Raw genomic sequence first — 19,450 nt, forward strand, 5'->3', positions numbered from 1 at the left:
TACCTGGGTGCCTTCAATTACCGCTTCAACCGGCGCTTCAACTTGGCAACGATGACTGAGCGAGTGGTTCATGCCATCTGCAGCTGCGGCGCTCGGCCGGAACGCTTCTTGAGGAGTGCGGAGCCAGCTACCTAATCAAGAGCGCCGATGTTCCCCGCGCTGCGAATGAACTCCTTGATCTGCAGCCGCAAACGGCAACGGGATTCCGCCAGTCGCTCTGGCTGGGGCCTAACAATGATTTGCTCGTCAGTGGGCTGCCGGTTCCCTGGGGCGCAGAGGAAATCCAGCAGGAGGGCCCCAGCTGCAAGGCCTGGCTGAAGGCCGTCTTCGTTAAAGTTGGTTGTTGGCTTTCGCCGGCTGGAGCGTCTGGCCAGCGGTGATCGCGAGCGGTTGTCTGCGGCCTGTTGAGTGCTCCATCCTGCCCGCGCCCAATGCCCCTACTGCGGCGTGGGTTGCGGCCTTGAGCTCAAACCGGCGGTGGCGACCGTTGCGGCCGCGCCTGGCGGCCAGGATCCCTGGACGGTGCGGGGCGACCGGCAGCACCCCTCGTCCCTCGGGCAGGTGTGCGTGAAGGGGGCCACGGTGGGGGAAACCCTGCACCACAACCGCCTCACCACCCCGCTGTTCCGTGAGCGGATCGATCAACCTCTGCAGCCGATCGGCTGGGAGGAAGCCCTCAGCCGCATCGTGGCGCAGATACAACAAGTGCTGGCCGAGCGCGGGCCGGCCGGGGTGGCCATGTATGGCTCCGGTCAGTTCCTCACCGAAGACTATTACCTGGCCCAGAAGCTGTTCAAAGGCGCCCTGGGCAGCAACAACTTCGATGCCAATTCCCGCCTCTGCATGAGCTCGGCGGTGTCGGGCTACGCCCGCAGCCTCGGCAGCGATGGCCCCCCCTGCTGCTACGACGACTTCGACAGTTGCGACACCGTGATGTTGATCGGCACCAACACCGCCGACTGTCATCCGGTGCTGTTTCAGCGGCTGCTCAAGCGCAAACGCAAGGAGAAGGCAGCCCTGCAGCTGATCGTGATCGACCCCCGCCACACCGCCACCGCCGATGCGGCTGATCTGCACCTGGCGATCCAGCCCGGCACCGATCTGGTGCTGCTGCACGGCATCGGCCACCTGCTGCTGCGCCGGGGCCAGTTCGATGCGGCGTTCATTGCCGCCTTCACCGAGGGCTACGCCGAGCTGGCCGCCCTGCTGGAGGGCTGGACGCCCGAACGGGTGTGCGCCCTCTGCGGCATCGAGGAGCAGCATCTGCAGATGCTTGCCGCGCTCTGGGGCCGCAGCCGCGCCCTGCTCAGCCTCTGGTCGATGGGGGTGAACCAGAGCGTGGAGGGCACCGCCACGGTGTCGGGGATCATCAACCTGCACCTGCTCACCGGCCAGATCGGCCGCCCCGGCGCCGGCCCCTTCTCGCTCACCGGCCAGCCCAATGCCATGGGGGGCCGGGAGGCGGGCGGGCTGGCGCCCCTGCTGCCCGGCTACCGCTTCGTGGCCGATGCCGCCCACCGCGCCGAACTGGAGCGCCACTGGGGGTTGGCCGCCGGCGCCATCGCCGCGCGGCCGGGGCTGGATGTCTGGGGCCAGATCGAAGCGATGGAGCGCGGCGAGCTGGGCCTGTGGTGGGTGGCGGCCACCAACCCGCTGGTGAGCCTGCCCTCTCTGGATCGGGTGCGGGCGGCCGTGGCCCGCTGCCCGCTGGTGGTGCTGTCGGAGGCGTATGCCGGCAGCGAAACCGAGGCGGTGGCCCACCTGGTGCTGCCGGCCGCCCAGTGGAGTGAGAAGGCCGGGGTGATGACCAATTCCGAGCGGCGCGTCACCCTCTGTGCGGCCTTCCGGCCGGCACCGGGCCAGGCCCGCGCCGATTGGGCCGTGTTCGCCGAGATCGGCCGGCGCCTCGGCCATCCCCAGGCCTTCAGCTACGGCTCCAGCGCTGAGGTGTACGCCGAATTCGCCGCGATCACCGCCGGCCGCATCTGCGACCACAGCGGCCTCAGCCACCGGCTGCTGGCCGAACACGGCCCCCAGCAGTGGCCGTTCCCGGCCGGCACCGCCCCCGGCGGCGGCCAGCCACGCCTGCACACCGAAGGACGTTTCCCCACCGCCAGCGGCCGGGCGCGGCTGATCGCCGAGCAGCCGCTGGGGCTGGGCGAACCGCCCGATGCCACCTACCCGCTGGTGCTCACCGTGGGCCGCTACCTCGGCCACTGGCACACCATGACCCGCACCGCCCATGTCCAGCGGGTGCGCCGCCAACATCCGGAACCGCTGCTGGAGGTCAATCCCGGCGATGCCAGCCGCTACGGCCTGGCGAACGGCGCCTGGGCCCTGGTGAGCTCGCGGCGGGGCCGCCTCACAGCGAAGGTGCTGGTGACCGATCGCATCCGGCCCGGCACCGTGTTCCTGCCGATGCACTGGGGCGCCGCCCAGGCCGATGCCTGCGAAGCCAATCGGCTGATGCATGCCCTGGCCTGCCCGATCTCCAGGCAGCCTGAATTGAAGGCGGCGGCGGTGAACCTGGCGCCCGCCCAGGCCTGAGCCGCCCGCCGCTCACTCGCCGCTCATTCGTCGTCGTGGGCGTAACGGCGGTAGAGAAAATCGAGGGCGCGATTGCGCAGATCGAAGTACTCCGGCTGCTCCATCAGGCGGGCCCGATCCCGTGGGCGCGCAAACGGCAGCTCCAGCACCTCGCCGATCGTGGCGGCCGGGCCATTGGTCATCATCACGATCCGGTCGGCCAGGAACAGGGCCTCGTCGATGTCGTGGGTGATCATCAGCACCGTCACCCTGTGGTCGGCCCAGATCCGCAGCAGCTCTTCCTGCAGTTCCTCCCGGGTGATCGGATCGAGGGCGCCGAACGGCTCATCGAGCACCAGAACCTTGGGCTTCAGGGCCAGGGCCCGGGCAATCGACACCCGCTGCTTCATCCCCCCCGACAGGCTCGCCGGCTTTTTGTGGGCCGCTTCAGTGAGCCCCACCATGGCCAGGCTCTGCTCCACCAGCTCCCGGGCCTGGCCATTGCGCTTCAGCTCCGGGAACACATTGTTCACCGCCAGGGCGATGTTGTCGTAGGCGCTCAACCAGGGCAGCAGCGAATAGTTCTGGAACACCACCATGCGATCCGGCCCCGGTTCCTCGATCGCCCTGGACTCCAGCCGCACCTGGCCGCTGCTGGGCTGGCGGAATCCAGACACCATGTCGAGCAGGGTGGATTTGCCGCAACCGGAATGGCCGATCAGACAGACAAACTCACACTCGGCAACGCTGAGCTGAATGTTGTCGAGCACGGTGTACGGCCCCGCCTTGGTGGGATACACCTTCGAGACGCCATCGATCACCAGGAAGGGTTCCCGGGTCTGTTCGGCCAGCGGCGCCTTGGCGGTCTGGGTCTGCATGGGCGTGGCGATTCAGCGGTGAGGGGAGGACGGGGAGACCGGCAATGGGCCGGCTCTGGGTGGTAAGGCCACCGTTCGGCGGCTGATCGCACCGTTGCCGCCGAGCGCCTCGAGGTAGCCCAGCGGGTCGCCGGGGTCGAGCAGTGGCGCACCGAACGGCTGCAGCCCCCTGGAGGCCCGGCTCTCGATCGGCAGCCCCAGCGACTCGGCGGCTGTGGCGTAGAGGTCGGGGCGTTGCACCCGCTCGATCACCTCCTCCCAGTTGAGCGGGAAGGGGCTGATGCCCCAGCGGGCCAGCTGGGTGAGGATCCAGACCGCGTCGCTGCGATCGGGCGGGTTGATCTGGGCCCCGTAGAAGCGGATGAACTCCGGAATGGGCTGCGGCTCTGCGAACCCCCGGTCGAACGGGCCGATCAGGCCGGGCCGCAGCAGGGCCGCCTCGGCGCCCACGTACTCCCTGCGGGCCAGCAGCTCGCAGAGATCGGCGCGATTGGCGGGTTCGTCGCAGTAGCGGCAGGCTTCGATCAGAGCCTGGATCAGGGCCTGGTGGGTGAGCGGATGGGCGGCGGCCCAGTCTTCACGGACACCGAGCACCTTTTCGCAGTGGCCGTTCCAGAGCTCCCGGTCGGTGGCGATCACCGTGCCCAGCCCCTCCTGGACGGCGCGGCTGTTCCAGGGTTCCCCGACGCAGAAGCCATCGATGCTGCCGGCCTTCAGCGTGGCCACCATCTGGGGCGGCGGGATCACGATCAGTTCCACATCACGGCCGGGTTCAAGGCCGCCGGAGGCCAGCCAGGCCCGCAGGATCAGGTTGTGCATCGAGGCGGGATGCACCATCGCCAGCACAGGCCTGCGGCCAGGGTTGGCAACGGTCCAGTCCTTCAGGTCGGCCAGGCTGTGCACCCCGGCCTCGGCAAAGCGGCGATGCAAGGTGATCGCATTGCCGTTGCGCGAGAGGGTGAGCGCCGAGATCATCGGCGCAGGTGGCTGCCCGCCGCCACCGAGCGTCATGGCGAAGGGCATCCCCGCCACCATCTGGCCCGCATCGAGCACCTTCTGGCGCACGTTTGTTTCGAGGGTCTTCCAGTTCGTTTCGCGGCGCAGAGTCACCTGGTCGAGGCCGTGTTTGGCGAAGAAACCCCGCTCCTGGGCCACCACCAGGGGGGCGCAATCGGTGAGCGGGATGAAACCGATCTCCAGATTCACCTTCTCCAGCCGGTTGGCGGCAATGGCGGTGGCGGGGTTGAGGCGCTGGCGCCGGGCCAGCCGCTGCTGGTTGAGGAACTGAACCACCTCTCCCCGCTGGGCGTAGTAGGTGGGATGGGCCGCCGCAGAAAGATGGGTGCGGGGCCGGGGCAGATCGACCTCCATGATCTGGCCGATGTAGGCCTCCGGACCGTTGGTCATCAGTACGATCCGATCGGAGAGCAGCAACGCCTCATCCACGTCGTGGGTGACCATCACCGTGGTGACCTTGGCCTCTTCGCAGATGCGCATCAACTGTTCCTGCAGGTTGCCGCGGGTGAGAGCGTCGAGGGCGCCGAACGGCTCATCGAGAAGCAGCAACTTGGGGCGGAGCGCCAGGGCGCGGGCAATGGCCACGCGCTGCTTCATGCCCCCGGAGATCTGGGCGGGGAACTGATCGGCCGCCGCCTTGAGTCCCACCAGGTTGATGTGGTGCTCGATGATCGATTGCCGCTCGGCTCTGCTGCTCGAAGCCATCACGTTGTCGACGGCCAGGGCGATGTTCTGGCGCACCGTTTTCCAGGGGAGCAGCGAATAGTTCTGAAACACCACCATCCGATCAGGCCCCGGATCGGTGACCTGACGGCCCGCCATCAGGATTCCGCCCTCCGTGGCCTGGGTCAGGCCGGCCAGCAGGTTGAGCAGCGTTGATTTTCCACAGCCGGAGTGGCCCACCAGGGAGACGAACTCGCCTTCGGCGATGTCGAGAAAAACATCCTTCAGGGCGATGTAGCTGCCGCCTCCCTGAAGCGGAAAGCTCTGGGTGACGTTGTCGACCGTGAACAGGGCTCGCATGATTTCAGTGCGCTCCGGTGTTCACGCGGCTGCCGACATAGGCAACCAGCCGGTCGAGAATCAGGCCCACGATGCCGACGTAGACGATCGCCAGGATGATCTGGCTGGCACTGGAATCACCACCGGCGTTGTAGGCATCCCAGATGAAGTAGCCGATTCCACCATCTGCTTTGAGCATTTCCGCAGCCACGATCGCCAGCCAAGCCAGGCCGATGGCGATGCGCAGACCCGTGAACACATAGGGAACGGTGGAAGGGATCACGATCTCGCGGATGTAGGCGGCTTTGCTCAGCCTCAGCACCCGGGACACATTGGTGTAATCCTGAGGGATCTCCCTGATCCCAACGGCCGTATTGATGATGATCGGCCAGATCGCCGTGATGAAGATCACGAAAACGGCTGAGGTGTTGGCGTCCTGAAACAGCATCAGCGCGATCGGGAACCAGGCCAGTGGCGGCACGGTCCGGAGCACCTGAATGACGGGATCGAATCCCTTGCCGATGAAGCGATTCAGGCCGAGCAGCCCGCCGATCGCGATCCCCACCAGCGCCGAGAGGCTGTAGCCGATGCCGACTCGCTGCAGGGAGATGAGGATCTGCCAGCCCAGCCCCTTGCTGGTGCCGCCATCGTCGAAGAACGGCTGGCTGATGTAGGGGTCCCAGGTGTCGATCACCACGTTGATCGGCCCCGGCAGCCGCGCCGTGCCGAGCACTCCTGAGAGCACTTGCCAGGCCAGCAGGAAGGCGCCGATGCAGGCCAGATAGGGCATCACCCCTTTGAGAAGAGCCGTGCGGCGGGATCTTGGCCGCTTTCCGGCGCTGGCGATGAGGGTCATGGTGTTGGGTCTGGACTCAGGCCAGGGCTTTGATCTTGAGGCTGTCGAGATAGCCTTTTGGATCCTCGGGGTCGAAGACCACGCCATCAAAGAAGGTTTCCTTGCCCCTGGAATCGGAGGCGGGAATGGCCTGCTCCTGGCCGATCGCCCTGGCGGCCTCCTTCCACAGATCAGCCCGGTTCACCTTGTTCACCAGCGCATCGATATCCGTGCTGGCCGGCAGATAACCCCAGCGGATGTCTTCGACCACGAACCACTGGTCATGGCTCTTGAAGGGGAAGGAGGCACCATCGGCCCAGAAGCGCATCTTGAACGGGCTGTCCTTCACCACCCGGCCATCGCCATAGTCCACATCACCGGCCAGGCGGGGCTTGATGTCTTCGACCGTGGCCTTGATGTATTTGTCTTTGGCGAGGATCGTGCACATCTCCTCGAGATTGGCGGGATCATCGCACCAGATCTGTGCTTCCAGCACGCCCTTGAGCAGGGCCTGGGTGGCCATGGGGTTCTTCTCCACCCAGTCGGCGCGCATCGAGAAGGCCTTCTCAGGATGGAGCTTCCAGAGCTCGCCGGTCTGGGCCACGGTGAAGCCCAGCTTCTTGTTGACGAGCCGCTCGTTCCAGGGCTCACCCACGCAGAAGCTGTCCATCGTGTCGGTCTGCATGTTCGCCACCATCTGCGGCGGCGGGATCACCACCAGGTCGGCGTTCGTATTGGGATCGATGCCGTTGGCCGCCAGCCAGTAGCGCATCCAGAGGTCGTGGGTGCCGCCGGGGAAGGTCACCGCCGCCTTGAACTTCTTGCCTTTTGCGGCAGCGGCCGCCACGGCTGATCCGAGCCCTGCCTTGTTGTCGATGGTGAGTTTTTCGGGCAGGAAATCCTTGGAGGCGGAGATGCCCTGGCCCTGCAGATTCAACCGCGCCAGGGTCACCATCGGCAGCGGTTGGCTCGACTTAGTGATCGTTCCGGCTGTGAGCAACAGCGGCATCGGCGAGAGGATGTGGGCGCCGTCGACGCCGCCGCGTTCGGCCCCGAGTTCCAAGTTGTCGCGGGTGGCTGCCCAGGAGGTCTGCTTGACCACCTTCACCTCGGGCATGCCGTGTTTGGCGAAGAATCCCTTCTCCTTGGCGATGATCAGCGGAGCGGAGTCGGTGAGGGCGATGAAGCCGAGCGTGGCGGTCTTGACCTCCGGATCAGCGCCCCCTGCAGCCCCCGTGGCCGGAGTGGTGGTGGTGGTGGACTTGTTGCCGCCGCAGGCACTGAGCCAGAGCGCACCTGCCGTGGTGCCGGCAGCGGTGATCAGAAACTTGCGACGGGAAAGATTCGCCATGAAATCCGGTGGTGCGGGGGATCTGGATGCGCAGAACGCGATCCGGACGGGCTCCACAACGAAGCGCACCGAGCCGGTGAGAATTCGGATGGCGCAAAAGCTGACCAACCCTGTTATGTCACCACGGTGAAAGGTTCGTCGAGCGTGGCGGTTGTTACCAACCGATCCGATCACGTGGGTTCACGAACCGTTCAGTCCGAACTCCCGCAGGGCGCCGGGCAGGTTGCGGTGCTCGTGGCCCGGGTGGCTCAGCTTGATCAGGGCAAAGCGCTGCAACTCATCGAGTGCCGCCCAGGCCTCGGCTGACACCGGCATCAGCGCCAGTTGTTCACAGGAATCGGCCAGCACCGTGGGCACCTGGTCGCCTTGCTGCCAGCTGGTCGCCCGTGCCGGCTCCAGCAGGCTGGCCTGCCCCTGAGGCATCGCTGCGGTGCGTTCGATCAACCAGTGCCCCAGGGCTGCGATCGCCGCGGGCTGATCGGGCCAGCCCAGCAGGCGTTCCCGTTCGGCCACCGACAGACCCTGCCAGTGGTTGAGCCTGAGCTTCACACCGGCCAGATCGAGCTTGCGGCGCACGGCCATCGGGATGCAGCGCAGCTCGCCGACGAAGTCCGCCTCAAAGCCGAAGCAGTGGCTGTGCCGGTTCATCGCGCCAGCTCCTGGCGCAGCTTTTCACCACTGCGGGCATGCAGGAGGGCCCGGGCCAGATCCAGGCCTGCCTGGAGGCTGCCGGCCTGGTCGGCCAGCCAGAGGTAGGCGCCCAGGTTCCAGAGCAGGCCTTCGGCCAGGGGGCCCTCCCCGCCCAGGGCGGCCAGGGCATCCTGGCGCCATTGGTCGAGGCTGACCCAGCCGACCTCCTGGCAGGTGATGCCGTGGTCGCGGGGATGGAGCAGGAGACGGCTCACCACACCGCTGCGCACCCGGGCGGTGATGCCGGCGCGGGAGGTGGGCAGATCCGTGGAGCCTTCCAGCCCCTTCACCGTCAGCAGATCGGCTTCGCCCGCCGTGGCAAGGGCCTCCCAGGCCCTGCTCTCGGTGGGAGGGTGAACGAAGCCGCTGATCAGCAGGTGCTCTCCCTGGTGGGGCGTCCAGAGCAGCTCCAGGCTGGCCACCGGTGGGCGTTTGCCGATGGCGTCGCGCACCGGCAGCAGCCGTTCGGCGGCAGGGAAGTGGGCGGGCTGGTGGGTGAGGGCGAGGTTGTGGGTGTCAAGGCGCCGCTGCACTGCGGTCAGGCTGAGGTTTCGCCAGTCGATCCCCAGGGCCGCGAACGCCTCGGCCAGGGTGACGCCGTATTTCACCGGCATCGGTGAGCCGCCATGGAGCACCACGGGCTGGCCGGCGGCCGCCAGCAGCAATGCCAGCAGCGGCAGCAGCGGCGCGGTGCGGCTGCGGCCGTCGTAGGGAACCCCGAAGCAGAGGGCCCGCCGACCGGGGGTGCGCAGCACCGGACCATGGGCGCGGTAGCTGTCGAGCATGCCGCTGAGCTCGATCGGAGCAGGTCGCCGGATGCGGTGGGCGATCAGGAAGGCGCCGAGCTGGGCATCCATCACTTCCCCCTGCAGCATCAGATCCATGGCCGCTCGAGCCTCGATCCTGTTCAGGCCGGTGCTGGTGTGTTCGCCACTGCCGACCTTGGCCAGCAGCTCCCGGAAACGCAGGGCATCGGCCGCCATCACCGGTTGACGCCGGGCGGCTGGGCTGGCCTGCTGAGCCCCGATCTTAGGTAGTGGTTGCAACAAGGAAGCGGGGGGACAGGCGAGAGTGTGGCAGGAATGTGAAGCGCTGGAACCATCATGCCGCTCAGTCAGTCTTCGCCTGAAGCGACCCCCCTGGTGGCCTCCTCCAAGCGCTCCAAGGTGGAGCAGGCCAAGGCCGATTTCTGCGGGTTGGCTCTGGAGCCGAGGCTGGCTGAGCTTGGCCAGGCCGGCTGGGAATCCCTCGACGAAGCCACCCTCACCATCCATCTGAAATGGCTGGGCATCTTTTTCAGGCCGGTGACCCCCGGCCGGTTCATGGTGCGGCTGCGGCTCCCGAACGGGCTGATCCAGGCGGATCAGCTGGATGTGCTGGCCGAGGCGGTGGACCGCTGCGGCGACCATGGCAGTGCCGACATCACCACCCGCCAGAACCTTCAGCTGCGGGGACTTTTGCTCGAAGACATGGGCCCCCTGGTGACTGCGATGGCAGCCGTGGGGCTGACCAGTCGGCAGTCGGGTCACGACAACCCCCGCAACGTCACCGGCAATCCCCTGGCCGGGATCGACCCCGAGGAGTTCGTGGACACCCGGCCGCTCGTGGATGCCATTCAGGATGTTCTGCTCGGCCCGGAAGGCCCGAAGAATCTGCCGCGCAAGTTCAATGTGGCGGTGGGTGGCGCCCCCGACAGCTTCCTGCTTCACAACGATCTGGCCTTCCTGCCCGCCCACCGGGACGGTGACCAGAGCGCTGAACTGGGTTTCACCGTTCTGGTCGGCGGGTTCTTCTCGGCCCAGCGCAACACCCTGGCCATCCCGCTCGGCCTCTGGCTGCGCGGCGATCAGCTGCCAGAGTTCAGCCTCGCGGTGCTGCGTCACTACGAGCGCCAGGGGGATCGCAGCAACCGCAACAAGACCCGCCTGATGTATCTGATCGATGCCCTCGGCATCGAGCGCTACCGCAACGAGGTGCTCGACACCTATGGCGAGTTCGCCGGTGCGGCGGCAGCGGCGGCGGTGTCACGCCACGACGGCTCCCACCTGGTGGACCGGGCCCCCCGCGACATCTGCGGTGTCCATGCCCAGAGGCAGGACGGCCTCCACTGGGTGGGTCTGCATGTGCCGATGGGGCGTCTGGAGGCCTCCGGCATGGCGCTGCTGTCCCGATTGGCCCGCATCTACGGCAGCGGCCAGCTGCGCTTCAGCGAAAGCCAGAACGTGCTGATCTGCGATGTTCCCGGTGAGCGGCTGGAGGCCCTGTTGGCGGAGCCGTTGCTGCAGCGGTTCAGGGTCGAACCCGGCCCCCTGGAGGCCGAGGCCGTGAGCTGCACCGGCAACCGTTACTGCAGCTTTGCCCTGATCCCCACCAAAAGCACGGCCCAGGCGGTTGTGGAGGAACTGGAACGGCGCCTGGAGCTGCCCCAGGCCGTCCGCACCCACTGGACCGGCTGTCCCAACGCCTGCGGCCAGCCGTACATGGGCGAGATCGGTCTGATGGGGGCCAAGGCGCGCCTGGATGGTCAGATGGTGGAAGCGGCCAAGATCTTCCTGGGTGGCTCGATGGCGGCGGAGCCGCGTCTCGGCGAACTGCACGACAAGCCCATACCGCTCAGCCAGCTGTCCGATGTGCTCGAAACGCTGCTGGTGGAGCGTTTCGGAGCCCGACGCCGACCAGGGGTCTGACTGCTGCTCTCCCCAGCCAGGCCCAGCGGGACCGGCTCGGGGGACTGGTCGGGAGCGGGGGAGCGGCCGGATCCAGCGCGGCCAGGGCCTGGCGGTCTTCGGGATCCTGGCCTCCGTAGAGCAGGCGGGTGATCCGCTCCGGGTCGATCTCCAGGGCCAGCACTTCCTGCCAGAGCCGCGCGCTCAACACCGGGTCGGCCCGCCTGAACTGGGCCTCGGCCAATTGGCGCACCAACTGGAAGACGAGTTGCTGCTGTTTGCGATCGGTGCAGCTGAGCATCGCTTCCGCCTGGGAGGCCCCCTCGGGCGCCGGGCGTCGCGCCGGGTTCGAACCGCCGGCGCTCCGGCTGGGTCTGGCTGGTGTCACGGTGGCTTGCATCGCCGGTTCCGCAGGGAGGGGTTGGCTTCTTCCTTGCTAAGCCGCTGCCCGGGCCGAACACAGAAACCGGAGAAAACGTATCAACGGCTACGCGTCGATCAGCTGATCCCGCCGTGGTCGGCGGCGGTGCCATCCTGGACATCACCGGCTGTCCCACAGCGCGTGGCAGCACCCTCACCCCTGGAACGCTTGCTGGTTCCCGCCGCGCTGCCGCCACCGGGGAGCCCGGAGCGCTGGCCCTGGCTGCAGCGGCTGCGTCGCCAGGACAACCCGGATTGCGGCGTCTGGATTGAGGCCCTCGAACGGGGCCAGCTTGAGCCGGCAGTCGATCTGCTGGCCGTCCTGGCAGGGCGCCTTGACGGAGCCGGCAGTGATCGGCTGCTGGCCTGGTGGCTGGCCACGGTCGGTGACCCTGACTTGCTGCCGTTGATCGGTCGCGTCCGCACACCCCGGTCGGCCGCCCTGCTGCGCCAGGCCGTGAACGAGCGCACCGCCCCGGAGCAGCGGTTGCCCTTGCTCCCGTTGCTGGGCCATCAGCGCGATCCCATCGACTATCCCCTGCTTGCCCGGCTGAGCCTGGAGGCCGGCCCCCTGCCGCTGCGCCGGGCAGCTCTGGAGGGCCTGGCGCTGGGGTTGAGCGCCTGGCCGCTGGCGGCCCTCCGCCGGCAGCTGTTGAGCCTGGCGGGCGACCTCCAGCCCCAGCTGGCAAGCCAGGCCGTTGATCTGCTGGCCAGGCTGCCCCGGGGTCGCTGGGCCCTGTTCCCCCTCACCCGCCGCCCCCTGGATCCGCTGGTGGGGCAACGGCTGCGCCGCCGTTGGGCGGCCCTGCCCCCCAGCCCGCTGCTGCTGATCGTGCACGGCCGGGCCGGCGGTGTGATTCCCGGGGAACTGCAGAACCTGGCGAGCGAACTGGAGCGGCTGCGGGGCCGGCCGGTGCGGATCCAGGCCCTCACGGCTCAGGCGCCGCCATCCCCGGCCAGCTTCGGCACCCCGGCTGGATCCGCGGACCTCCAGCCCTGGCTCACCCTGGTGCCGCTGTTCCTGCTGCCCGGCAGCCACGTCCGCATCGACGTGCCCGCCATCGCCACCGCCTGGCGTGCCCACGGCCCCGTGCGCCGCCTGCCCTTTCTTGGCGCCTGGCCGAGCTGGCAGCGAGCCCTGGCTGCCGAACTGGCCGCCATGGTTCAGGTGCAAGACGGTTCCGCGGACTCCGGCCCCGGGGCACCCCTGCTGCTGCATCATCCGCTTGAGGATGGCCTGGGTGCCCGCTATCTCGTCCATCTCCAGTCGGTCACCCAGGCGCGCTGCCTGCCCACTCCATACACTGCGGCAGATCTGCAGGAGATCAAACTGGCGATCCATCCCGGTGCCCTGCCCCTGGCCCTGGCGGCCAACCGGCTCACCGAAAGCCTTCCCGAGCAGCTCGGAATGCCGTTGGTGGAGAGGCCCCGGTTCCGGCAGCTGTTGGTGCGCGAGCTGGAGGCGCTGCCATGACCGGCAAGGTCTACCTGGTGGGGGCCGGACCAGGGGATCCTGAGCTGCTCACCCTCAAGGCCCACCGCCTGCTGAGCCAGTGCGATGCCCTCGTCCATGACGCGCTGGTGCCCCGGGCCCTGCTCGATCTCACCCCAGAAGGCTGCGAACGGCATTTCGTCGGCAAGCGCCGGGGCCACCACTCGGTTCCCCAGCCCAGCACCAACGCCGTGCTGGTGGAGCTGGCCCAGCGTTGCCGCTGCATCGTGCGGCTCAAGGGCGGCGACCCGTTCCTGTTCGGCCGCGGCGGCGAAGAGGCCGCCCATCTGGTGGCCGCTGGGGTGCCCGTGGAGGTGGTGCCGGGTGTCACCGCCGGAATCGCGGCGCCCGCCTACATGGGGATACCGATCACCCATCGCCGGGCCGGCTCAAGCGTCACCTTCGTGACCGGCCACGAAGAGCTCGACAAGGCCCGCCCTGCCGTCGACTGGCGTGGTCTGGCCCGCAGCAGCGACGGGCTGGTGATCTACATGGGCCTGCACAACCTGCGTCGGATCGGCGAGGAACTGATGGCCGGCGGTCTGGATCCAGCCACCCCTGTCGCCGTTGTCCAGCAGGGAACGGTGCGGGGCCAGCGGGAGCTGGTGGCCAGCCTCGGCGACCTGGCCGACCGGGTGGAGGCTGAGGGCTTCGAATCGCCGGCCATCGTGGTGATCGGCCGGGTGGTGGCGGAGCGGGTGCCGAGCTGTGCGCCCTTGCCGGCGTCGGTTGAGATGCCGATCCCCTTCTGAGCCGGTCCCCGGCTCACTCCAGCTTCAGGGACTCGCCGGTGCGCTGGCGTCGCTCCCGGTCCTGGGCATCGAAGCTGGCCATGCAGTCGCCCCGGGGCGCCAGCAGACAGCTCACATAGCTGGAGGCATCGATCAGGGCGGCGCGGATGGCCTTGGCGGCGGGAGTCCGCTGCGACTGGGCCGTGTTGGAGCCGAAGTTCAAGGTGCCGGCGGCGCCGGTGAGCACCTGTCCGGTGGTGCCCATGTTCGGGGCCAGCAGCAAGGCGCCGACCGCCGCCGGCAACAGGCTGACGCCTTGTTCTCTGGCTTCGGCGGTGTTGGTGGCCCGGCCCTCCACGGTGCGGCGCCCCACCACCTCGCCGGTGCTGCTGTCGACGACGCGGATGTCGATCGCCACATAATCCTTGGTTTCGACCTGCTCCTTGTTGGTGCGGAAACCGAGCAGGCCGAAGTTGCTGCCTGTGCTCTTGTTCTCCACGTTGGAGTCGTAGGAGGAGACAGTGCCCAGCACGATGTAGCGGGCGCCGGTCATCTGACCCTTCTGGGCCGCGTTCGAGCCCTTGCGGACGATGCCGAGCTCGGTGAGCTCCTGTTCGGAGAGCACCTCCTTGAGGTTGCTGCGCTCCACCACCTGCAGATCGCCGGTGGCCTGCAGTTCGTTGGCGAGCATCGCCGCCAGATCTTCCGCCACCGGACCCTGCCACCACCAGGTCCGCTGGGTGACGGTGTTCTTGAAGTTCGGCACCGAAACGGTGGGCCGGCCGACAGGCCGACTGGCCGGCCGACCCGCCTGGGCCTGGGCCTCAAGGCTGCTCAGGCCCAGGCTGACCGTGACCAGAAGGGCTGCCAGGCGGAGAAAGCGGGGTGAACGATCGGTCAAGACAGACGACTCCAGCGGCACGGTGTGCCGTCATTCAAGCAAGGGGAACCAGAGCCACTCCCCCGAAGGCGTACCTGCCGACTTGTACGATCAAATCTTCCCCATCGGCCTCCACCCGGCTTGGATTCCGTCACCCGTGCTGGGTTCCGTAGCGGTTCGCACGGCTCGGACGCGGAAGCCTTCGGTTAGGTGGTTGAACTTTCAGGCGTCACCTTGCGGCCGGCGTTGTTCCATGTCCAGCTCCGTCCTGCAACCCAGCGATTCCAGAGCGCCGAGGCCGGCGCCGATGTTCGAGCTGATCCCCTACGAGAAGTTCCGCGACACGCCCTCGGTCCGCTTCTTCGACATCACGGTTCCCACCTCCAATGCCCGCGACCTGGTGGTGCACACCGGGCCGGCGATCAGCCCTCCCGATGACCCGGAATCCGGGGCCTGGCAGTTCTATCTGCACCCGCACCAGGAAGACAACCTGCTGGCCATGCACGGCGGCCGCACCTTTTTCCTGGTGAATCTGGGCTGGAACTATCCCTTTCACATCGTGCGGCTCGATACCGGCGGCGACATCCTGCGGATCCCGCCAGGCACCTTCCACCGCTCCGTTTCCGACCCTGACGGCTCCCTGGTGCTGAACCAGGCCGTGCGCAAGGCAGGCGTGAGCCTGGTGGAGGAGTTCCGGGTGTACAACAGCCATCGGATCCCGAGGCTGTTCGCCGTCACCAGCCAGACCGCCCCGTTGCCGAAACTGCACGGTGTCAGCTGGTAGGTGCGGAGCCTGGGACAGCCCAGCTGGATGGGGCTGGCCTCTCCCACAGGCGGAGGGTTTGCGGCAATCGGGCTTTAAAGTGAGTACTCACTTTTTTGAGTCTCTGTGGCCCGGGCCCTTCCCGCTCCTGCCGCCGAGCGCAGGTCCGCTGCCGTGCGCGCCCTGATCGAGCTGGCCGCTTCGATGGCGCCCGATGCGATCAGCACAGCTGCCATCGCCGAGCGCATGGGCCTCAGCCATGGGGCCCTGTTCCGCCACTTTTCCAGCCGGGACGACCTCTGGGCTGAAACTGTTCGCTGGGCCACAGAGGCCCTCTGGCAACGTTTTGATGCCGTCGACTCCGGTGCCCCGGAGCACCCCATGGAGAGGGTTGAGGCCATCCTGCTGGTCCATGTGGGTTTCGTTCAGGAACATCCAGGGCTGCTGCGGATGCTGTTCGCGGAATTGCAACGGCCGGAAACCAGTGCCGCTCGGGAGACCGGCCGAGCGTTCATGGCCCGCTACCGCCAGCGGCTGGCCCGGCTGCTGCAAAACGCCCAGGAGCGGCGGATCCTGGATTCCCAGCTGGATGTTCCAGCCCTGGCCGGCCAGGTGCTCGCCGTCTATCAGGGCCTGATGCTGCAGGGTCTGATCAATGGCAGTCTCGCCGACCTCCCGGCCCGGACCCGCCAGGCCCTGGCTGTGCTGTTCAGGGGGCTGGGGCCACAGCCGGCCGGCCCAGCAGCAGCACCAGGGGGATGGCGGCCAGGAACACCACACCCACCACCTGGAACACGTCGCCGAAGGCCAGCAACGCCGCCTGCTGATTCACCTGCTGATTGAGCAGATCCAGGGCCTGGTTCTTTACCTGCCCGGCCGCACTGCCGCGGGATTGCAACCATTGCTGCAGCTCCTGCAGGTGATCCAGCAGCAGGGGGTTGGTGGTGGACAGGGACTCCACCAGGCGGGCCCGGTGCAGACTGCTGCGCTGGTCGATCACCACGGTGAGCAATGCGATGCCGAAGCTTCCCCCCAGCTGGCGGGTGAGGTTGAACAGTCCGCTCCCAGCTCCCACCTCCTCGCGGGGCAAGGAGCCCAGGCTGGCCAGGCTGAGGGGCAGGAACATCATCACGGTGGCAACCCCGCGCAGGATCAGGGGCCAGTAGAGGGAGTCTTCGCCGGTGTTCGGGCTGATGGCACCAATCCAGCCCATCGTCAGCACCATCAGCAGGGAACCCGTCACGATCAGGAGGCGGGGATCGAAGCGGGCCACCTGGCGGCTGAGCAGCCCCATGCTGAGCGCTGAGGCCAGGGCCCCCGGCAGCAGCAGCAGCCCGGTCTGGGTGGCTGTGTAGCCGAGTACGGACTGGGCGAAGATCGGCACAACGAAGACCGTGCCGTAGAGCCCCAGTCCCAGCACCATCGAGAACAGGCAGCCGGCCGCCAGGGTGCGGTGGCGAAGCACCCGCAAGTCCACCGCAGATCGGCGCTGGCTCAGTTCCCAGGCCACGAACACCGGCAGGCTCACCGCCGAGAGCAGGGCCAGCTGAACAATGGCCTTGCTTGCGAACCAGTCGAGCTGGCGGCCCTGCTCCAGCACGATCTGCAGGCTGGCCAGGCAGAGGATCAGCAGGCCGATTCCGATCCAATCGACGCCGCTGCGGCTGCGGGACAGTTCGGAACTCCGCTCCGGGGGCATCACTGCCAGCGCCATCAGCACGGCCAGGATCCCGAAGGGAAGGTTCACGAAAAAGATCCAGCGCCAGCCGAGGGCATCGGTGAGCAGGCCGCCGAGGGTCGGTCCCAGGGCCGGTCCGGCCAGCAGAACCACGCCGAACACCCCCTGGGTCTTGCCCTGCAGCGACGGCGGGACCGCCTGGAACATGATCGATTGGGCCTTGGCCAGCAGCCCGCCTCCGAGCAGACCCTGCAGGATCCGGGCAGCCACCAGGGTCGGCAAGGTAGGGGCCAGGCCACACAGCACCGAGGCCACAGTGAAACCGGCCAGGGAGAACAGGAAGGTGCGGTTCTGCCCGAAGACATCACCCAGCCAGGCGATCAGCGGGATCATCACCACATTGGCCATGGTGTAGCCGGTCACGACCCAGCCCACTTCCGCCAAGGTGGCGCCCAGGCTGGCCTGGATGCTGGTCAGGGCCACATTGGTGATGCTGGTGTCGAGCACCTCCAGCAGGGCCGCCAGGGAGGCTGTGAGCACCACGCCCCATTGCCGGGCGCTGAGCCGCTCCGGCGAAGGCGCCCCAACGGCGGTGCTCACGGACGCAGCACCCGCACCGAGGCCGAAAGGCCCGGGACCAGTTGCTGCCGGATCCCGGCGGGGAGCTGGGCCAGTTCGGAGTGCTCATCGAGTGCGATCCGCGCTGTCACCCGCTGCACCACCTTGGTGAAATTTCCGGTGGCGTTTTCGGGGGGAAGCAGGGCGAAGCGGGCCCCGGAGGCCGGTGCCAGGCTGACGATCCGGCCAGCGAAGACCCGGCCGGGGAAGGCGTCGAGCCTGATCTCGGCGGCCTGGCCCAGCCGCAGGCCCTCCAGCTGCGTTTCCTTGAAGTGGGCCTCCACCCAGGGATGGATCCCCACCAGCAGCATCAGCGGCTGCCCGGTCTGGACCTGGCGACCCGGTTCCGCCTGGCGAGCACCGATCCGTCCGGGCACCGGCGCGAGCAGGTGCGTGTAAGAGAGCTGCAGGCGCGCCTCAGCCACTGATGCCCTGAATTGGTCGATGCGGGCGCGGGCGGCTGCGGCTTTCTGGGCCTCCACACCCACCTGCCGATCACTGGAGTGGGCCTGCTGGGCGGTGGCCAGACTGCGGGTCTGTTGGCCCAGGGCCTGCCGGAAGGTGGCGCGGGCACGGTCCACGTCCTGCTGGGACACGCCCCCCTGGCTGAGCAGGAACTCCAGGCGTCTGAGCTCCGCGCCGCTGCGGATCAACTCGGCGCTGGCCTCCTCCTGATCGGCCCTGGCCTGGTTTCCGGCCGCCTGTGCGGCACTGGCGGCGCTGCCGGTCTGGGCCGCCAGGGCATCGGCCTGGTGTTCGGCCTCCAGGAGGTTCGCTTCGGCGAGCTGCAGCTGGGTGCGTGCGTCGCGGTCATCGAGTGCCACCAGCAGAGCGCCGGCCGTGACGGCCTGGTTGTCCGAGACAGCCACCCGGGAGATCGTTCCAGGAACACGGCTGGAGATTTCAGTCAGGCTCGCTTGCACCTGCGCGTCATCGGTTTCCACCGCCCCCTTGTGCAGGGCCATCCAGCCACCGATGCCGGCCGCAATGGCCAGGCCCACCCAGGGAATCAGCCAGAGGAGCTTGCCAGCAGCCTGCCGGGAGGGCGGCGGGATGGGGTGTGGGCCAGGGGACGGCTCGGCCTGGGGCGATGCCGCCCGAGGACTGTCGAGGATGGCGGGGAGGGAAGGGCGAGCCATAGGAAGTGAGCGCTTGCTTACCCTAATCAGCTTTTGCCCATTCAGGCTGCTGCTCCCGGTTGCTGCGTTTGGCCGGAAGGATTTTCCAGGCCCACACTGTTGAACATGGGGGTCCCGAGGATCGAACTCGGCTCAGGCGGATTATGAGCCCGTTGGAATGTCAGTCATACCAGCACTTCAGAGAGCTTCTGTGCCTAGCTGCTGCCTAAGGGCAGCTTTGCAGTCCGCTTTTGAGCACTGATGACGGCCGGGTCAGCACATCGAAACAGCCGCGAAGGATCCCTATGGCGACAGTTCGCAAGCCTGCTGCAGGCTCCGTACGTGCCATGACCAAAGACTGTTACCCGCCCAGCCGCCAAGGGCTTGGTCATCTCAATCGGTAGTAGCCGATACAACTAGCGGCGGATCCAGAAGTGGAGGCGTCAGCATCCCAGCTTCGAGGGACTGGCACTGACCCAATTTCAATGCCAAAATGATTATGCTAACGAAGACATCCTCTCCAGCAAATTTATTAAGAAGCAGGAGCTTTATATGAAGAAAGACATTATATCTTCGACTGCAATCACGCTGGAAGAGCTTGAGGCTCCAGTATCTGTTGGGCACCTCAAAAAATCAACGTCGCCCCCTGACAGACTTTAAAATAAGCAATAGAATTGGTTCAGTTCAACACAGCTGAATGGGACAGCGTGGATTCTGGGATGAGGAGAAGCGCATCCACAGGCTTCAGCAGAAGAAGCCTACGTTAGCGACCCTATCCGAGACGA

Annotated in this window: 15 protein-coding genes and 2 pseudogenes; 7 read left to right on the plus strand and 10 right to left on the minus strand. The window is 67.3% G+C overall.

Annotated elements, in window-relative coordinates; translation table 11 throughout:
* A pseudogene (locus KQ307_RS13810) lies at nt 1-135 on the plus strand (IS1595 family transposase); the annotation flags it as partial.
* Nucleotides 136-408: 273 nt separating this feature from the next.
* Nucleotides 409-2,547: a molybdopterin oxidoreductase family protein gene (locus tag KQ307_RS13815; RefSeq protein ID WP_259728315.1), complete on the plus strand. Its 2,139-nt coding sequence runs from the start codon at nt 409-411 to the stop codon at nt 2,545-2,547.
* Nucleotides 2,548-2,570: 23 nt separating this feature from the next.
* Here KQ307_RS13815 and KQ307_RS13820 read toward each other — a convergent pair whose 3' ends face one another.
* The 6 genes from KQ307_RS13820 to KQ307_RS13845 all read right to left on the minus strand — a co-directional run bounded on the left by KQ307_RS13820 (nt 2,571) and on the right by KQ307_RS13845 (nt 9,282).
* The gene (locus KQ307_RS13820; RefSeq protein ID WP_259728316.1) at nt 2,571-3,404 is read right to left on the minus strand and encodes a nitrate ABC transporter ATP-binding protein; all 834 of its coding nucleotides are present in this window, start codon (nt 3,402-3,404) and stop codon (nt 2,571-2,573) included.
* A 12-nt stretch (nt 3,405-3,416) separates the two neighbouring features.
* On the minus strand, nt 3,417-5,444 hold the full coding sequence (locus KQ307_RS13825) for a nitrate ABC transporter ATP-binding protein (protein WP_259728317.1): 2,028 nt from the start codon (nt 5,442-5,444) through the stop codon (nt 3,417-3,419).
* Between the two features lie 4 nt (nt 5,445-5,448).
* Entirely contained in the window at nt 5,449-6,279 is an 831-nt protein-coding gene (gene ntrB, locus KQ307_RS13830) for a nitrate ABC transporter permease (protein ID WP_259702711.1), read from the minus strand.
* A 16-nt stretch (nt 6,280-6,295) separates the two neighbouring features.
* On the minus strand, nt 6,296-7,609 hold the full coding sequence (locus KQ307_RS13835) for a CmpA/NrtA family ABC transporter substrate-binding protein (protein WP_259728318.1): 1,314 nt from the start codon (nt 7,607-7,609) through the stop codon (nt 6,296-6,298).
* A 180-nt stretch (nt 7,610-7,789) separates the two neighbouring features.
* Complete coding sequence (locus KQ307_RS13840) at nt 7,790-8,257, minus strand: nitrate reductase associated protein (protein ID WP_259702713.1); 468 nt, start codon at nt 8,255-8,257, stop codon at nt 7,790-7,792.
* Nucleotides 8,254-9,282 carry an anthranilate phosphoribosyltransferase gene (locus tag KQ307_RS13845; RefSeq protein WP_259702752.1) on the minus strand — a complete coding sequence of 343 codons (1,029 nt, stop codon included), beginning with the start codon at nt 9,280-9,282 and terminating at the stop codon, nt 8,254-8,256. The genes KQ307_RS13840 and KQ307_RS13845 overlap by 4 nt, the downstream gene beginning before the upstream one ends.
* Nucleotides 9,283-9,402: 120 nt before the next feature.
* Between KQ307_RS13845 and KQ307_RS13850 the strand changes: the two genes are divergently transcribed.
* The gene (locus KQ307_RS13850) at nt 9,403-10,986 is read left to right on the plus strand and encodes a ferredoxin--nitrite reductase (protein WP_399242406.1); all 1,584 of its coding nucleotides are present in this window, start codon (nt 9,403-9,405) and stop codon (nt 10,984-10,986) included.
* On the opposite strand, the gene KQ307_RS13855 is transcribed toward KQ307_RS13850, so the two are convergent.
* Entirely contained in the window at nt 10,913-11,365 is a 453-nt protein-coding gene (locus KQ307_RS13855; protein WP_259728319.1) for a hypothetical protein, read from the minus strand. The genes KQ307_RS13850 and KQ307_RS13855 overlap by 74 nt on opposite strands.
* A gap of 162 nt (nt 11,366-11,527) precedes the next feature.
* Here KQ307_RS13855 and KQ307_RS13860 point away from each other — a divergent pair, with 162 nt between their 5' ends.
* Both KQ307_RS13860 and cobA read left to right on the plus strand, forming a co-directional pair.
* Nucleotides 11,528-12,859: a CbiX/SirB N-terminal domain-containing protein gene (locus KQ307_RS13860; protein ID WP_259728320.1), complete on the plus strand. Its 1,332-nt coding sequence runs from the start codon at nt 11,528-11,530 to the stop codon at nt 12,857-12,859.
* Nucleotides 12,856-13,629 carry a uroporphyrinogen-III C-methyltransferase gene (gene cobA / locus KQ307_RS13865; protein ID WP_259728321.1) on the plus strand — a complete coding sequence of 258 codons (774 nt, stop codon included), beginning with the start codon at nt 12,856-12,858 and terminating at the stop codon, nt 13,627-13,629. Before KQ307_RS13860 ends, cobA begins: the two co-directional genes overlap by 4 nt.
* Nucleotides 13,630-13,642: 13 nt before the next feature.
* On the opposite strand, the gene KQ307_RS13870 is transcribed toward cobA, so the two are convergent.
* Complete coding sequence (locus tag KQ307_RS13870; protein ID WP_259702718.1) at nt 13,643-14,509, minus strand: CsgG/HfaB family protein; 867 nt, start codon at nt 14,507-14,509, stop codon at nt 13,643-13,645.
* A 286-nt stretch (nt 14,510-14,795) separates the two neighbouring features.
* Between KQ307_RS13870 and KQ307_RS13875 the strand changes: the two genes are divergently transcribed.
* On the plus strand, nt 14,796-15,272 hold the full coding sequence (locus tag KQ307_RS13875; RefSeq protein ID WP_259702753.1) for a redox protein: 477 nt from the start codon (nt 14,796-14,798) through the stop codon (nt 15,270-15,272).
* 153 nt (nt 15,273-15,425) lie between these two features.
* Nucleotides 15,426-15,548 (plus strand): annotated as a pseudogene (locus tag KQ307_RS13880) (TetR family transcriptional regulator); the annotation flags it as partial.
* A gap of 412 nt (nt 15,549-15,960) precedes the next feature.
* On the opposite strand, the gene KQ307_RS13885 reads toward KQ307_RS13880, so the two are convergent.
* Both KQ307_RS13885 and KQ307_RS13890 read right to left on the minus strand, forming a co-directional pair.
* On the minus strand, nt 15,961-17,529 hold the full coding sequence (locus KQ307_RS13885) for a DHA2 family efflux MFS transporter permease subunit (protein WP_259728322.1): 1,569 nt from the start codon (nt 17,527-17,529) through the stop codon (nt 15,961-15,963).
* Nucleotides 17,526-18,686: an HlyD family secretion protein gene (locus KQ307_RS13890; protein ID WP_259702720.1), complete on the minus strand. Its 1,161-nt coding sequence runs from the start codon at nt 18,684-18,686 to the stop codon at nt 17,526-17,528. Before KQ307_RS13890 ends, KQ307_RS13885 begins: the two co-directional genes overlap by 4 nt.
* Nucleotides 18,687-19,450: the final 764 nt, after the last annotated feature.

The sequence above is a fragment of the Synechococcus sp. CS-1326 genome, from assembly GCF_025128115.1.
GTDB lineage: Bacteria > Cyanobacteriota > Cyanobacteriia > PCC-6307 > Cyanobiaceae > Regnicoccus.

Coding starts and splice junctions, on each gene's coding strand:
- cobA (WP_259728321.1), top strand. CDS start 12,856: ATGACCGGCAAGGTCTACCTGGTGGGGGCCGGACCAGGGGATCCTGAG.
- KQ307_RS13890 (WP_259702720.1), bottom strand. CDS start 18,686: ATGGCTCGCCCTTCCCTCCCCGCCATCCTCGACAGTCCTCGGGCGGCA.
- KQ307_RS13835 (WP_259728318.1), bottom strand. CDS start 7,609: ATGGCGAATCTTTCCCGTCGCAAGTTTCTGATCACCGCTGCCGGCACC.
- KQ307_RS13850 (WP_399242406.1), top strand. CDS start 9,403: ATGCCGCTCAGTCAGTCTTCGCCTGAAGCGACCCCCCTGGTGGCCTCC.
- KQ307_RS13855 (WP_259728319.1), bottom strand. CDS start 11,365: ATGCAAGCCACCGTGACACCAGCCAGACCCAGCCGGAGCGCCGGCGGT.
- KQ307_RS13820 (WP_259728316.1), bottom strand. CDS start 3,404: ATGCAGACCCAGACCGCCAAGGCGCCGCTGGCCGAACAGACCCGGGAA.
- ntrB (WP_259702711.1), bottom strand. CDS start 6,279: ATGACCCTCATCGCCAGCGCCGGAAAGCGGCCAAGATCCCGCCGCACG.
- KQ307_RS13825 (WP_259728317.1), bottom strand. CDS start 5,444: ATGCGAGCCCTGTTCACGGTCGACAACGTCACCCAGAGCTTTCCGCTT.
- KQ307_RS13845 (WP_259702752.1), bottom strand. CDS start 9,282: ATGGCGGCCGATGCCCTGCGTTTCCGGGAGCTGCTGGCCAAGGTCGGC.
- KQ307_RS13875 (WP_259702753.1), top strand. CDS start 14,796: ATGTTCGAGCTGATCCCCTACGAGAAGTTCCGCGACACGCCCTCGGTC.
- KQ307_RS13840 (WP_259702713.1), bottom strand. CDS start 8,257: ATGAACCGGCACAGCCACTGCTTCGGCTTTGAGGCGGACTTCGTCGGC.